Below are 14,684 nucleotides of genomic sequence, written 5' to 3'. Positions count from 1 at the left end.
TGGGGCATGACACGCCATGCCATGTTCGACAGCAAATACCCGCCCGCAACCGGCCTTTTTGAACCCGACGAGACCACCAGCGAAATCTGCCTCCAGCTCTGCCACGGCTGGAGCGCCAGCCACATCGAAAGCTGGCTCGAAGACAACGAGCGCCCGACCGACCTCATCGACGAAGTCCGCGACGAATACGCCCGCTTCGTCCCCGAGGCCTCCGAGGACGCCAAACGCATCGACGCGCTACGCGAGGCGCTGGCGAAGCGCGAGCTCTCCTTTTCCTTCGACACCGGCTACGACATGGGCGAGGCCGCCGAGGACGGCGCCGACCTCGCCCGCGAAGAAGGCCGCAAGGGCTACGCCTACTGCACCATGCAGGACGTCGACTGCGTCATCCACACAGGGCTGATCTATTTCGGCTTCAGCTCCCTTGACAACCCCGGCGACGAGTCCGACGCCGAGATCGGCCAGGCGATCGTCGAGGCGCTCGAGGAGGTCGGCTTTACACCTGAGTGGAACGGCAAGCAGAACGGGCGCATCACATGCGAGGGCCTGAAGTTCGAGCTCCCGCTGGCGGACTAGCCCAGCTCGGCCTCCAGGTCATCCAGCGCGCGCGTGAGCGCCACCTGTTTGTGCTCGCGCGGGGCGAAATCTCCGTCCTCAACATCCTCACCGAAGATGTTCAGCGCCACCTGGTTGCGGATGCCGCGCATGGACAGGTTCGCCACAATCTGACGCCAGTGCTCCACCGCGCGCACGCCGCCGTCGGCGCCGTAGCCGACAAACGCCACCGGCTTGCCTGACCATTCGCCGAACAGCGAGTCGAAGGCGTTTTTCATCGTGCCCGGGATGGAATGGTTGTACTCCGGGGTGACAAAGACGAACCCGTCGCAGGCGTCCACCGCCTCGGACCAGCGGGTTACCACCGGGTCGTCGTACTGCTTGTTCGCCGCGCCAGGCACGACCTCCGCAACCAGGTGCGGCACGTCGAAATCGGCCAGGTCCAACAGGCGGTAATCGGCGTCGCGCTCGGCGGCGGCGTCCATTACCCAGGCGCCGATATGCTCGCCGATGCGGCCAGAGCGTACAGATCCAAGAAACACTCCGATTGTTGTCATGGACACGACTGTACTTGGCCGAAGGTGCGTCGATAAGCTAGCTGCTTATGAGTACCGTTTCCGAGGCCGCGCGCCGCCGCACATTCGCCGTCATCGCCCACCCGGACGCCGGTAAGTCGACGATCACGGAGGCGCTGGCGCTGCACGCGCACGTGATTTCGGAGGCCGGAGCGGTGCACGGCAAGGGCAACCGCAAGTCCACCGTGTCGGACTGGATGGAGATGGAAAAGGACCGCGGCATTTCCGTCGCGTCCTCGGCGCTGCAGTTCGAGTACGCCCCCGACGGCCACGAGGGCGAGCCGTACGTGGTCAACTTGGTGGACACGCCGGGCCACGCGGACTTCTCCGAGGACACCTACCGCGTGCTTTCCGCTGTCGATGCTGCGGTCATGCTTATCGACGCAGCCAAAGGCCTCGAGCCGCAAACCCTGAAACTGTTCCGCGTGTGCAAGGCCCGGGGTTTGCCGATTGTCACCGTGATTAACAAGTGGGACCGCGTGGGCCGCGAGCCGCTCGAGCTTGTCGACGAGATCGTCTCCGAAATCGACCTGCAGCCGACCCCGCTGTACTGGCCAGTCGGCGAGGCGGGCGATTTCCGCGGCCTGGCGCACGTCTCACGAGACGGCGAGATCGACGGGTACGTGCACTTCACCCGCACCGCCGGCGGCTCCACCATCGCCCCGGAGGAGCACTACTCCCCCGACGAAGCCTTGGCGAAAGAGGGCGACGTGTGGGAGACCGCCCTCGAGGAGGCGTCGCTTCTGCTTGAGGACGGCGCCGTGCACGACCAGCAACTCTTCGAGCAGTGCATCACCTCGCCGATCATCTTCGCCTCCGCGATGCTGAACTTCGGCGTGCACCAGATCCTGGACACGCTGTGCGCCATCGCCCCGGCACCCGAGGGCCGCGCATCCGACCCGAAGGCCGTCGAGGCCTCCACCGCCGCGATGGACGAGCAGCGCGAGGTCGGCGACGACTTCTCCGGCGTGGTGTTCAAAGTCCAGGCCGGCATGGACAAAAACCACCGCGACACCCTGGCGTTCATGCGCGTGGTCTCCGGCGAGTTCGACCGCGGCATGCAGGTCACGCACGCGCAGTCCGGGCGGTCGTTTTCCACCAAGTACGCGCTGACGGTGTTCGGCCGCAGCCGCGACACGGTGGAAGCCGCATACCCGGGCGACATCATCGGCCTGGTCAACGCCGGCGCGCTGGCACCCGGCGACACGATCTACGCCGGCAAGAAAGTCCAGTTCCCGCCGATGCCGCAGTTCGCGCCGGAGCACTTCCGCACGCTGCGCGCGAAGTCGCTGGGCAAGTACAAGCAGTTCCGTAAAGCGCTGGACCAGCTCGACGCCGAGGGCGTGGTGCAGATCCTGCGCAACGACGCCCGCGGCGACGCCGCCCCCGTCATGGCCGCCGTCGGCCCGATGCAGTTCGAGGTCATGCAGGCGCGCATGGAAAACGAGTACAACGTCGATACCGTCACCGAGCCGATCCCCTACTCCGTAGCGCGCCGCACCGACGCCGACTCCGCGCCGGAGCTGGGGCGTCAGCGCGGCGTGGAAATCTTCACCCGCACCGACGGCGAGCTCATCGCCCTGTTCGGCGACAAGTGGAAGCTCGCGTTCGTCGAGAAGGAGCACCCGGAGCTGACCATCGAGCCGCTCATCGCGGACTAGCGCTTCGCGGTGAGGAACTCGCGCATCGCAGGCCAATCGCGCTCAACCTGGGCCTGGCCGGCCGCGTAGTTCGCCCGCAGTTTCTCCGCGTCGAGCTCGGTGGATTCGACCCCCATCTCGTCGGGGAAGAAGAGGTAGGCGTTGCCGGCGGCAGCTTCGTCGATAAGCGATTGCTTCGCGGCGTTGTAGATGCCCGGCCGAGCCACCATCGCGTCGGCGACTTTCGGCGTGTTGCGCAGGATGCGGCGCACGGCGCGCTCGCGTTTCTGCGGCCCCTTGACGTAATCGCGCGGGCGGGTGAGCACGGCGAGGAAACGCGAGTAACCGGCGGCGCGGGCGGCGTCGATGAGCAAACCGCCCGAGGTGCCCAGCGCGCCGTCGACGTAGGGCACGCCGTCGATTTCGCGCATCTTCATCAGGATCGGCAGCGTCGATGACGTTCGCGCGGCAAGGGCGACGTCCTCCAAGGTGCGCAGGTCGTCGCGGTTGAACGCCACCGTCTCCCCCGTGTCGGCCCGCACAGCCTCAACGTGGACCTCCTCGGTGGTCCGGGCGAACGCGTCGAAGTCGAACGGCAGGACGTCCTCGGATTGCTCGTACGCCCACTCGCCGTTGATCAGGCCCTTGCCTCTCACCACAGAGCGCCACCCGCCGAACTTGGGGTTGCCCACGAACTCCGTGAACGCGTTCTCGGAGCGCCATGTGTCGCGGGAGGCGAAGTTCAACGCGTGCACCGAACCGGCGGAAATGCCGCCGACCCAGCCGACCTGGACCTCCTCCGCGATGAGCTTTTCCACCACGGGGGCGGTGTACGAGTTGCGGGTGCCTCCTCCTTCGAAGATGAGGGCGGTGTCGCGGGCGTCAATCATGCACGCGAGCCTACGCGCACGGCCTCCCCGATCGCCTCCCACGCGACTTCCGCGAATTCGGCCGTGTCGAGGCGCCCGCAGCCTTCCGGCAGGTGGCCCCAGTACTCGGCGCCGGTGACTTCCGGCAGCTCCTCGACGTTAAGCCGCGTAGGCAGGTCCGGGTTGTCCGGCATGCTGCCGCCGATCAGCCCCAGCACCTCCAGGCCCATGGCGCGGGCTTGGACGCAGGTCAGCTCGGCGAGGTTCAGGCTGCCCAGGCCCAGCGAGGTCACCACCACCAGCGGCGCGCCTGTGGCCTTGGCGATGTCGGCGAGCGTGTAGTCGTCCGCGAGCCGCACCAACAGCCCGCCGGCGCCTTCGACCAGCACCACGCGCCCGGGGGCGTCAAGGCTGCGGATCCACTCGGCGACCTCGCCCAGGGTCGGCGTCTGGATTCCCGCCCGCCGCGCGGCGAGGTTCGGCGCCAGCGGCTCGGGGTAGCGCCACCGCTCGAAGGTTTCGATGCCAGCAAGCTTCTCGACGGCTGCCGCGTCCCCCTGCCCCGGTGCCTCCCCCGTCTGGATGGGCTTGGCTGCCACCACCTCGATGCCGCGCCGCTTGAGCACGGCGGCGATGGCGGCGGTGGCCACCGTCTTGCCCACGTCGGTGTTGGTGCCGGTGATGGCGATGATCATTTCGTGGCCTCCTTGACCGCTGCCGTCATGCCCCGGCAGATCTGGGCGATGTCTTCGTCTGAGCAGATGTAGGGCGGCATGGTGTAGATCAACCGGCCGAACGGACGGATCCACACTCCCTCGGCCATCGCGGCCTCGGTGGTCTCGCGCATGGGCGCGTCGCGCTCGAGCTCGACCACGCCGATGGCGCCGAGCACGCGCACGTCCGCCACACCTGGCAGATCGGCCAGCGGGCGCAGGCCGCGCTCGAGGCCGGCTTCGATCCGGGTGACCTGGTCGCGCCACTGCCCCTCCGCCACCATTGCGACGGACTCGGCCGCGACCGCGCACGCGAGCGGGTTCGCCATGAACGTCGGGCCGTGCATGAGCGCTTTCGGCTGCATCCCGGATGCGATCTTCTCGGTGGCGAGGGTGGCCGCAAGCGTCATGAATCCGCCGGTCATCGCCTTGCCCACGCACATGATGTCGGGCACCACGCCATTGTCCAGGGTGGTGAACAGTTGGCCGGTGCGGCCGAACCCGGTGGCGATTTCGTCGGCGATGAGGGGGATGCCGGAGGCGTCGCAAAGTGTGCGAAGCCCTGAAAGCAGTTCGGGGTCATGGAAGCGCATGCCGCCGGCGCCCTGGACCACCGGCTCGACGATCACGCCGGCGATCTCCGGCGTGATCAGGCGCGCGAATTGATCGAGGTAGGCATCGCGGTCGGCGGCGGACGCCCCGCGTACCGGCGGGGCGGGCGCAAACACCTGCGGTTTCAGCGCGTCGCCCCACATCGCGTGCATGCCGCCCTCCGGGTCGCACACGCTCATGGTGGCAAACGTGTCGCCGTGGTAGCCGGAGCGCCAGGTCAAAAATGTGGTGCGCTCCGGATGCCCTTGCCCGATGGCGTACTGCAGCGCCATCTTCATCGCCACCTCCACCGACACCGATCCGGAGTCGGAGTAGAACACCTGGGAAAACGCCCCGCCGGTCAGCTCCAGCAGGCGTTTCGTCAGCGTCGCCGCTGGTTCGTGGGTGAGCCCGCCGAACATGACGTGGCTCATCTTCGCAATCTGCGCCTCGGCCGCGGAGACCAAACGCGGGTGGCAGTGGCCGTGGATGGCGGCCCACCAGGAGGACATGGCGTCGATGAGCACGCGGCCGTCGAGAAGCGTGATGCGTAGGCCCGCGGCGCTTTCGACGGGGTAGGTGAACTGCCCCGGTTCCGCGTAGGGGTGCCAGATGTGGGCAGCGTCAATGTCGGCGATCTCGCGTGGGTTCATGAACACGAACCCTAGCAGCTCAACGGACCTTTTGAACGGTGTTCAACCCTACGGGGTCAGCGCACCCCCGGTCACCGCGAGCGTCTCGCCGGAGATGTAGGACGCCGCCTCGGAGGCGAGGAACACGTACGCGCCCGCCAGTTCCGCGGGCTGGCCCGGGCGGCCGATGTCGGAGTCCTGGGCGAAGTTGTCCACAACCTCCTTCGGCTGCCCCTCCGCCGGCTGGATCACGGTCCAGATCGGCCCGGACGCGACCGCGTTGACGCGGATCCCCTTCGACGGCAGCAACTCGCCGGACAGCCCCTTAGCCAGGTTGTTAAAGGCGGCCTTCGTCATGGCGTAGTCCAACAACTCCTTGGACGGCTCGTAAGCCTGGATGGAAGTAGAGAAGATGATCGATGAGCCCGGCTCCATGTGTTTGACCGCCTCCTTAGTCACGCGGAAGGCGGAGTAGATGTTGGTCTTCATCGTGGCGTCGAAATCGGCGTCGGAGATGTTGAGCAGCCCGTCGTTCCACACCTGGCGCGAGGCGTTGTTGACAAGGATGTCCAGGCCGCTAAAGGCCTCGACGGTCTTTTCCACCGCGGCTACGCAGTTTTCGAGCTCCTGCAGGTCGCCCGGTATCGCCACCGCTTTACGGCCGGCATCCTCGATGAGCTTCACAATGCGCTCGGCATCTTCCTGCTCCTCGGGCAGGTAGGCGATGGCCACGTCGGCGCCTTCGCGGGCGAACGCGATTGCGGTAGCGGCGCCGATGCCGGAATCACCACCGGTGATAAGGGCGCGGCGGCCCTCGAGCTTGCCGGATCCGACGTAGGAGTCCTGCCCCAGATCGGGCTCGGTCGCCATCTTCACGTCCAGGCCGGGGTTGTTCTGGCGCGGCTCGGAGGGGAACTCGGACGGGTACTTTGTGCGGGGATCAATCAGCGTCATGCCACCACGCTACCTGCACGCCGGTGCTCAACCGTCCAAGATTTCGTCCGCCACCCGGTCGGTCCACCGCCGCATCTGCAACCGTCCCGCAGCGCCCCGGCTGGAGCGCGGCGGCGCCTGGATGCAGCGGCGCGAATCCATCCCCGCCTGCAGTTCTTTGGCGCGCAGTATCTCGGCATCGATTTTCACGCCCATCAGCAGCACCACGTTAACCGTCCACACCAGCACCAGCACCGCCAGCACCGTCCCGAACGCGCCGTAGGTGCTACGCACGCCGACCAGTTTCAGGTACCAGCCAAAACCCACCCACAGCGCGCTGCCCACCACGAGCGCCAGCGCCGAGCCGAGCGTCAGCACCCGGAACCGCCCGGGCCGCACGTTCGGGGTGAAGTGGTAGAGCACGCTGACCAGCGCGACTGCCACCACCGCGATCACGGGGCCGCGCAGGTAGTCCCACACGGGCAGAAAAATCGAGGTGAGGTACTCCAGCTCGTCCTCCAGCTGCAACGGTCGTGCGATGGGTCCGAGGACGGCGTTCACGATGCCGTCGGTAAGCAGCGCACCCAAAACAATCACCACTGCGCCGACCACGAGCACGAGCGTGACAAGCCACATCGTCGCCCACGTGACCACAATCGGGCGGCCTTCAGTGCGGCCGTACATGAGGTTCGCGTTACGCGAAAACGACCGCACGTAGCCCGAGGCGGACAGCAGCGAGATCAGCACAGAAACCACGAGGGCAATCGTGCTTTGCGACGGTGTCCCGACAATCGACAGCACCAGCGCCAGCGCATCTTCCTGCAACTCCGCAGGCACATACGAGCGGATCAGTTCGGCGAGCAGTGAATCTGGGGCGTCCTCCTCGCGCGGCATGAGCAGGCTGAAAATGGAATACGCCGCAAGCAGCATCGGCGCAACCGACAGCAGCGTGTAGTACGTCATCGCGGCTGCGCGGTCCACCATGGCGTCGTTGGCAAAGTCGGTGACGATGCGACGCAGCACCGACTTCCAGCCGGCGCGCGACAGCCGGGTGCCCAGCGGGGAGGAGTAGTCGTGCGGGGAGACGACCACATCGCCGGTGCCGTACGGCATGACCAGCTCAGCGCGGTAAGAGGTGCCCTTTTCTGCCATGTCAGACACTGTAACCGGGGCGTGTTGCCGAAACTGTGCGCGGGTTCCCAGCGTTTCCAAAATCTGTGAACAACTCGACTGCCCAATCACTAGCGGTGGCCCTCTACACTCGGCGGGCATGGGACTTCTCAGTCGCGCACGCCAGCTCCTCTGCCTCGGCCACACGCCGTTGGTGGATTTTCCGGACCGGTTTGAACCTTTGGACGTCGACAAGCTTGAGGTGCACACCGCGAAACTCTCCCCCGACACCGAGGAAAAGATGGTCATCGTGACCACCTCGGCGGCCGCGCTCGATCGCATCGCCGCAGGCGGCGCGGTGCAGCTGCGGCACGAAGGCGAGCGCGACGTCACTTTCGTGCCGGTTGACCGCGAAGCCGTGCCGGTGCTGGACCCGAAGCTCGGGTGGATCATTCCGGTGACGCCCGCGACCGCCCGCGAGCTCGCTGAATTGCCGAAAGGCCCAGGCGAGCACGAACTTTCCGCGCTGCACCTGGGCCTGATTGTGGAGTAGTTAGAGCAGACCGATCCAGTTCCAGTAGGTTGCCGACAGCAGCAGGATGAGCAGGTAGCCCACGATCGTCAGCGGGATACCGGTGCGCAGGAACTGCTTGGAGGTGAACGCTCCGGTGCCGTAGGCCAGCATGTTCTGCGGCGCGGAGACCGGCAGCAGGAAGCCGAAGCAGATGACGAACTGCTGGATGATCACGAAGCCGATGCCGTTGTTGGGCACGTCCAGGGTGGCCGCCAGCGCGATGAACACAGGGATCAGCGCGGACGCCAGCGAGGTCGCCGAGGCGAAGCCCAAGTGGATGAGAATGTTAAACAGGCTCACCAGCGCGATCGTGGCGATGATCGGCATGGAGGCGAGGCCGATGGCGCCGAACGTCGCCTCCGACAGCCAGGTCGCCGCGCCCGTGTCCAGCAGGAACTTACCCAGCGAGATACCGGCGGCGAAAACGACCAGGGTGCCCCAATTGATGTGTTCTTGGGCGTATTTCCAGTCCATCACGCCGATGATCGGGGTGAGCATGATGCCCACCGCGACGATGGTGATGGTGGCGGAGCTGATCGGGTGCAGCACGCCTTCCGTCGCCCAGAACAGCAGCAGCGCAACGGCAATGGCGGTGAGGCGCTTCTCGGCGCCGGTCATCGGCCCCATCTCTGCAAGCTGCTTTTCGACGAGCTCACGCCCGCCCTCGATCGCCTCAGCCTCCGGCTTGATCGCCCAGCGCATGATGAAAAACAGCGCGATCGACATCAGCACAGACCACGGCGCGGCCCACAGGAACCACTGGCCCCAGGAGACGGTCTGCCCCAGCTGGTCTTCGATGAAGCCGACGGCCACCAGGTTCTGCGCCGCGGCGGTTTTGATGCCGACGTTCCAAATGGACACCGCCTGCGTGGCGGTAATAACGAGAAGCGCCGCCAGCTTCGACTCCTTGGCCAGGCCAAAGGCGGCGACCATGCCCATGAGGATCGGCACGACGGCGCCGGCGCGCGCCGTTGCGGACGGGACGAAAAACGCCAGGATGATGGAGATGACGATCGCGCCGATGACGATGTTGGAGACCTTCTCGCCCGCAGTCTTGAGCACGTAGAGCGCCAGCCTGCGGTGCAGTCCAGTGGCCTGCATCGCCGTCGCCAGCGCGAGCGCGGCACCGACGAGCGCCACCGCAGACGAGGAGAATCCGCTCATCGCGATGCTCAGTCCCTTGGACGCCCCGACCGCCTGACCGGTCTCGGGGTCGGTGGCGAAGGTGAGCAGGATCGCGATGAGGCCGACGATGATCACGGCGGAAACCGAGTAGGACACCGCCTCGGTGACCCACATGATCACGGCGAAGGCGAGCATGCCGAGCGCGATTTTCGCCGGCATGGCCAGGCCCGCAATCGGCAGCATCATCACCACCCCGAGTGCCACAAACGCCAAGATGAACGCGATGATCTTGCCGGTGTTGCGTTTCTTTTCCTCAGGTTGTTGCTCTGAGTTTGCTGCTGGTGTGACTGCTGTGGTCGCTGTCGTCACTGCGTGCCCCTCCTTGATTCGGTTGTTATATACCTGACGCTAGTCACTCCTATAAAGCCTGCAAAATGTGATGTTCGTACGGTTTTACCGGGGTGCGTCGTCGTGCGAGGGGTAGCATCGCTGCCATGAATCTGAGCTCGCAGCTGAACTACAACATGCACCACGGCGCGGAGGATCTGCGCATCATGCTGACGACCGACATCACCAACAACTTCTTGCCGGCATCTTGGCAGGATTCGCTTTCTGACCTCAGCTTTTCCGTGATCGGGCTGTGGGATTCCATCGTGCGCGGCGTTTCCGTGCTGCTGTGACGCAGCAGCGCCTCACCGAGCGTTTCCTGCCCGTGCCGTCGCTTTGAAAATCGCCGACGAACTGGGAGTATAAAGAGTATAAAGACATCCCCGTGTATAAAGAGTATAAAGACTCAAGGAGGCACGGATGCGTAATCCCTTCATCCCCACGTTCGGCGTTTCACCCGTCGTGCTCGGCGGCGACGACAGCCTCACACGCAGCTTCGGCGCCGGCCTGGACGGCGGACCCGGCGACCCGAGGCGAACCCTGCTTATCTCGGGGCCGCGTGGCATCGGCAAGACGGTCGCGCTCAACGAGCTCGAAGACGAAGCCGCCGGCCATGGCTGGATCGTGCTACGCGCTCAGCCGTACGAGCTGGTCGAACCGCTGGTTGCCACCGTGATCCCGCAGGCGCTCGCCACGGTGCGACAGCAGGACCCAGAGCGGCGACGCATCACGGGCGTGACGGTCTCCGGCATCGGCGGGTTTTCAACCACCGCCGCCCCGGGTGAAAAGCCGGCCCCCTCCTTGATCGGTTCACTGAACACTCTTTGCGACGAGCTGCCGCCCGAATCCGGCGTACTGATCACCCTGGACGAAGTCCAAAGTGTCAACGCGAAAGAGCTGTGGCAACTCACGGCCGCGGTGCAGGATCTGCGCCGGGACGGGCGCGACATCGCCTTCGCCGCCGCCGGGTTGCCTGACGGCGTGGAGTCGCTACTACAACACCCGGGCACCACGTTTCTGCGCCGCGCCCAGCACGCCGTGCTCGCCCCAATGACGCCATCAGAGACACTTTCGGTACTGAGGGATACCGCGGCACGAGGCGGCGTCGAGATCCCCGACGGGGTACTCACGGACGCCGCGGCGCTGACCCGCGGCTACCCCTTTTTAATCCAGCTCCTCGGCTACCACCTGTTCGAGCGTGCGAGCCGCCGGGACCAGCCCGTTTCCCACGACGACCTCGCGGCAGTGACCCCAGACGTGTTGAAAACACTGGGCGACTTGGTCCACCAACCAGCGCTGCTACACCTGCCCGCCGCCGAGCTCGAATACCTCGAAGCGATGGCCGAGGTACAGGAGGGCCAACAGGCTGTGCCAAGCGCTGCCATCGCGCAGCAGCTGGGCAAACGCGTACAGCAGGTCTCCATGGTGCGACAGAAACTCATCGACCGTGAGCTGATTTACTCCCCTCGCCGGGGCGTGCTCAACTTCGTTATCCCCCACATGGGCCACCACCTCAAACAACGCACCACGCGCGACACCGGCTGGGATTAGCACCCCTACCCGCAAACATTGCACACACTGCGCAACTTTGCGTACTGTGTGCAACATGTCTGAATTTCTCTACCGGCTCGGCAGCTGGTCATACAAAAAAGTCTGGCCGTTTTTGGCCATCTGGCTGATCCTTTTGGGCGCCCTCGGTTTCGGCGCCGTGAACTTCGCAAAGTCCCCAAGCCCGACGTTTTCCATGCCTGACATGGACTCCACCGTCACGCAGGAGGAGATGAACGAGCGCTTCGGCACCGACGAGGACGCGATGAGCGTGCCTAGCGGCACCGTTGTGATCAAGGCGCCGGAAGGCAAGACGCTCAAGGACCCTGAGGTGATGGCCGAGGTCGACGCCATGCTCGACGAGCTCAAGGCCACCGGCGATTTCCGCGAACCCGACGCGATTGTCAACCCGGTGCTCGCTGCCGGCGGCATGGCCCAGCAGATGGGCGAGGCCAAGGCGGCCCAGGGCATGCCCCAGGAGCAGATCGACGCCGACCTCGCGGCCCTGTCGCCGCTGAGCCCGGACGAAACCACCGGCACCGTGTCCGTGACCTTCACCGACGACAACATCATGGACATCCCGGCGGAAACCCTGGACGAGGTCGAGAGCATCCTCGAGCGTTACGACGCGACTGACCTCACCGTGAAGTACAACGGCAACGCGTTCAGCGGCGCCGGCGAGATGGACGGCACCTCCGAGCTCATCGGTATGGCAGTCGCCGCGATCGTCCTTTTGGTCACCTTCGGTTCCCTGGTCGCCGCCGGCCTGCCGCTGATCGCCGCGGTCGTCGGCGTGGGCGTTGGCATCCTCGGCGTGCAGCTGGGCACCCTGTTCACCGACTCGATCTCGGATATGACCCCGACGCTGGCGTCCATGATCGGGCTTGCTGTGGGCATCGACTACTCCCTGTTTATCGTCGCGCGCTTCCGCAACGAGCTGATCTCCTCGTCCGGGCTCAATGACCTCTCGCCGAAGGAACTGGCCCAAGAGCTGAAGAAGATGGACAAGGCGAAGCGCGCCCACGCAATGGGCATGGCGTTGGGCACCGCTGGCGGTTCCGTCGTCTTCGCAGGCACCACCGTGCTTATTGCGCTGGCAGCCCTGTCGATCATCCGCATCCCGTTCCTGACCACCATGGCGCTGGCCGCCGCGGCCACCGTCGCCATCGCGGTGCTCGTGGCCCTGACGTTCCTGCCGTCGCTGCTCGGCCTTTTGGGCACCCGCGCGTTCGCAATCCGCATCCCCGGACCGAAGGTGCCGGACCCGGAGGACGAGAAGCCGACCATGGGCCTGCTCTGGGCCCGCCAGATCCGTAAGCGCCCGTGGCTGAACCTCATCGCCGGTGTGCTGCTGCTGGGCATCCTCGCCATCCCCGCCGCCAACCTGCGCCTGGCCATGCCGACGGACGGCACCGCAAAGCTCGGCTCCCCGCAGCGCGAAGCGTACGAACTTATCGACGACGCCTTCGGCCACGGCCGCAACGCCCCCATGATCGCGTACGTGGACACCGCCGACGTCGCCGAGCAGGACCGCATGGGCGCCTACCAGACGCTGCTGCAGGATTTCTCCGGCACCGAGGGCGTGGTCAACGCCCAGATTGTGCAGACCACGGACAACTTCGACGCCGCCCAGATCCTAATCACGCCGAACTCGGGCGCGACCGACCAGGCCACCACCGACACCCTTGAGCGCCTGCGCGAGTTCAAGCAGCCATTCGAGGAGGAAACCGGCGCCACCTTCGGCATCACCGGCATCACTCCGATCTTCGATGACATATCGCAGATGCTTTCCAGCGTGCTGGTGCCCTACATCGCCATCGTCTTAGGGCTTGCGTTCATCGTGCTCATGCTGGTGTTCCGTTCCATTTGGGTCCCGCTGATCGCCGCGCTCGGCTTCGGCCTGTCCATGGCCGCGACCTTCGGCGTGACCGTCGCCATCTTCCAGGAGGGCATCTTCGGACTCATCGAGGACCCGCAGCCGCTGCTGTCCTTCCTGCCCATCATGCTCATCGGCCTGACCTTCGGCCTGGCCATGGACTACCAGGTCTTCCTGGTCACCCGCATGCGCGAGGGCTACGTCTCCCGCGGCAAGACCGCCGGCAACGCGGTGGCCAACGGATACAAGCACGGCGCGCGCGTGGTCACCGCGGCCGCGCTGATCATGATCTCGGTGTTCGCGGCGTTCGTGCTCATCGACGAGCCGTTCATCAAGGCCATGGGCTTCGCGCTCGCCGCAGGTGTGCTTATCGACGCATTCGTGGTCCGCATGACCCTCATCCCGGCCACGATGTACCTGCTCGGCGACCGCGCGTGGAAGATCCCCGGCTGGCTAGACAAGGCGCTGCCGAACCTCGACATCGAGGGCGAGAAACTGCACCAGTCGCAGCCGGTTACGGTGTAGCCATGAGTCTGCGCGAAGAGAAGAAGGCGGCGACCCGGCGCGCAATCTCGGAGGCGACCGCGGCCCTGCTGCTCGAAGAAGGCACGGCCGCAGCCACCGTCGCGCGGGTCTCCGAGCGGGCGGGCGTGTCCGCCCGAACCTTCCACAACTACTTCGCCGACATCGACGAAGCGCTCGAAGAGTTTCTGCGCAAGGTCTTTGCCGCCATCGCCGAGCAGATCGCGGCGCTGCCGGAGGAACTCTCGGAAGCTGAATCCGTCGAGGCGATCATCATCGACGCACTCAAGGAGGACGGATTTGAGCTCTACTCCGCCTCCACCCTGGTCCTTCTCAGTGACCGTGCCCGGGCTGAGTCCAGCACCCCACCCGCGGAGGAGACCATGCGGGAGATGGCGGAGCCGCTCGTTGCGTGTATCCGGGCCCGGACCCCTGGCGCCACGCAGTTCGATGCCGAAGTGCTCCTCAACGCCTACGGCATCGCCGGCGCCACCGCGGTGAAGCACTACCTGATGCAGCCGGAGCCACGCGCAGCTGACGACGGCCGCGCGCTGGTCCGACGCGCATTCGAGGTGCTGCGCGACATGCGCTAGCCGCGCTTGATGCTGGTGATCTTCTTGCCGCGGGCCAACTCGTCGACAAGCAGGTCCATCTGGCGGATCTTGCGCATGAGGTCCTCTTCGACCTCCTCGACGCGCACGCCGCACACCTTCCCGGTGATCAAATCGGCGTGCGCGTTGAGCGCCACCGCGTCGAAGAACTCGCGAAGCGTCTTGCCCGACGCGGCTTCCGTTTCCAGCTCCGCCGGCGCAAGGCCGGTGAACCAGCCGAGCACGTCATCCAGCTCGTCGCTGCTGTGGCCCTTGCGCTCCACTTTGGCCAGGTAGTTGTTGTAAATGTCTCCGAACGGGTACGCGTAAACCCGCTCCAACTTCGCCTGTTCAACCATGCTCGCAACCCTATCGCCTATTGCGGTTCCCTCGCCGGTGCGCATTTTCATGGACACTCGGACTCTTGTGCGCTGGGTGTGGGCG

Annotated in this window: 15 protein-coding genes; 7 read left to right on the top strand and 8 right to left on the bottom strand. The window is 65.7% G+C overall.

The window, feature by feature from the left end:
* The first annotated feature begins 6 nt into the window (after positions 1-6).
* Positions 7-576, top strand: a complete 570-nt coding sequence (locus tag MHX64_RS00695) for a hypothetical protein (RefSeq protein ID WP_239355616.1) — start codon at positions 7-9, stop codon at positions 574-576.
* Here the strand turns inward: MHX64_RS00695 and MHX64_RS00690 are convergent.
* Entirely contained in the window at positions 573-1,112 is a 540-nt protein-coding gene (locus MHX64_RS00690) for an NADPH-dependent FMN reductase (protein WP_239355617.1), read from the bottom strand. The two genes, MHX64_RS00695 and MHX64_RS00690, sit on opposite strands and share 4 nt — an antisense overlap.
* 47 nt (positions 1,113-1,159) lie before the next feature.
* On the opposite strand from MHX64_RS00690, the gene MHX64_RS00685 reads away from it, so the two are divergent.
* Positions 1,160-2,791 (top strand): peptide chain release factor 3, encoded by a 1,632-nt coding sequence (locus MHX64_RS00685; protein ID WP_239355618.1) that lies wholly within the window; start codon positions 1,160-1,162, stop codon positions 2,789-2,791.
* On the opposite strand, the gene MHX64_RS00680 is transcribed toward MHX64_RS00685, so the two are convergent.
* From MHX64_RS00680 to MHX64_RS00660, 5 genes are read right to left on the bottom strand one after another with little or no spacing between them, the layout of a single operon-like run.
* Positions 2,788-3,660 (bottom strand): patatin family protein, encoded by an 873-nt coding sequence (locus MHX64_RS00680; protein WP_239355619.1) that lies wholly within the window; start codon positions 3,658-3,660, stop codon positions 2,788-2,790. The two genes, MHX64_RS00685 and MHX64_RS00680, sit on opposite strands and share 4 nt — an antisense overlap.
* Positions 3,657-4,334, bottom strand: a complete 678-nt coding sequence (gene bioD / locus MHX64_RS00675; RefSeq protein ID WP_239355620.1) for a dethiobiotin synthase — start codon at positions 4,332-4,334, stop codon at positions 3,657-3,659. The genes MHX64_RS00680 and bioD overlap by 4 nt, the downstream gene beginning before the upstream one ends.
* Entirely contained in the window at positions 4,331-5,596 is a 1,266-nt protein-coding gene (locus tag MHX64_RS00670; RefSeq protein ID WP_239355621.1) for an adenosylmethionine--8-amino-7-oxononanoate transaminase, read from the bottom strand. The genes bioD and MHX64_RS00670 overlap by 4 nt, the downstream gene beginning before the upstream one ends.
* A 48-nt stretch (positions 5,597-5,644) precedes the next feature.
* Positions 5,645-6,529 (bottom strand): SDR family oxidoreductase, encoded by an 885-nt coding sequence (locus tag MHX64_RS00665; protein WP_239355622.1) that lies wholly within the window; start codon positions 6,527-6,529, stop codon positions 5,645-5,647.
* 27 nt (positions 6,530-6,556) lie between these two features.
* A complete protein-coding gene (locus MHX64_RS00660; RefSeq protein WP_239355623.1) occupies positions 6,557-7,660 on the bottom strand; it encodes a YihY/virulence factor BrkB family protein in 1,104 nt (367 codons plus the stop codon).
* Positions 7,661-7,778: 118 nt separating this feature from the next.
* On the opposite strand from MHX64_RS00660, the gene MHX64_RS00655 reads away from it, so the two are divergent.
* Complete coding sequence (locus tag MHX64_RS00655) at positions 7,779-8,171, top strand: hypothetical protein (RefSeq protein WP_239355624.1); 393 nt, start codon at positions 7,779-7,781, stop codon at positions 8,169-8,171.
* On the opposite strand, the gene MHX64_RS00650 is transcribed toward MHX64_RS00655, so the two are convergent.
* Entirely contained in the window at positions 8,172-9,686 is a 1,515-nt protein-coding gene (locus MHX64_RS00650) for a DASS family sodium-coupled anion symporter (RefSeq protein ID WP_194560400.1), read from the bottom strand.
* Positions 9,687-9,811: 125 nt separating this feature from the next.
* Between MHX64_RS00650 and MHX64_RS00645 the strand changes: the two genes are divergently transcribed.
* The 4 genes from MHX64_RS00645 to MHX64_RS00630 all read left to right on the top strand — a co-directional run bounded on the left by MHX64_RS00645 (position 9,812) and on the right by MHX64_RS00630 (position 14,243).
* Positions 9,812-9,997 (top strand): hypothetical protein, encoded by a 186-nt coding sequence (locus tag MHX64_RS00645; protein WP_194560401.1) that lies wholly within the window; start codon positions 9,812-9,814, stop codon positions 9,995-9,997.
* Between the two features lie 127 nt (positions 9,998-10,124).
* Positions 10,125-11,255, top strand: a complete 1,131-nt coding sequence (locus MHX64_RS00640; protein ID WP_239355625.1) for an ATP-binding protein — start codon at positions 10,125-10,127, stop codon at positions 11,253-11,255.
* Between the two features lie 55 nt (positions 11,256-11,310).
* Positions 11,311-13,653 (top strand): MMPL family transporter, encoded by a 2,343-nt coding sequence (locus tag MHX64_RS00635; RefSeq protein ID WP_239355626.1) that lies wholly within the window; start codon positions 11,311-11,313, stop codon positions 13,651-13,653.
* A 2-nt stretch (positions 13,654-13,655) separates the two neighbouring features.
* Entirely contained in the window at positions 13,656-14,243 is a 588-nt protein-coding gene (locus MHX64_RS00630) for a TetR/AcrR family transcriptional regulator (protein WP_239355627.1), read from the top strand.
* Here MHX64_RS00630 and MHX64_RS00625 read toward each other — a convergent pair.
* On the bottom strand, positions 14,240-14,599 hold the full coding sequence (locus MHX64_RS00625) for a DUF2200 family protein (protein WP_239355628.1): 360 nt from the start codon (positions 14,597-14,599) through the stop codon (positions 14,240-14,242). The two genes, MHX64_RS00630 and MHX64_RS00625, sit on opposite strands and share 4 nt — an antisense overlap.
* Positions 14,600-14,684 lie beyond the last annotated feature (85 nt).

This window comes from Corynebacterium sp. ACRPZ (assembly GCF_022346205.1).
Taxonomy (GTDB): domain Bacteria; phylum Actinomycetota; class Actinomycetes; order Mycobacteriales; family Mycobacteriaceae; genus Corynebacterium; species Corynebacterium lehmanniae.
Note: the sequence above shows the minus strand (reverse complement) of the source record. Positions and strands in the feature narration are given on the sequence as shown.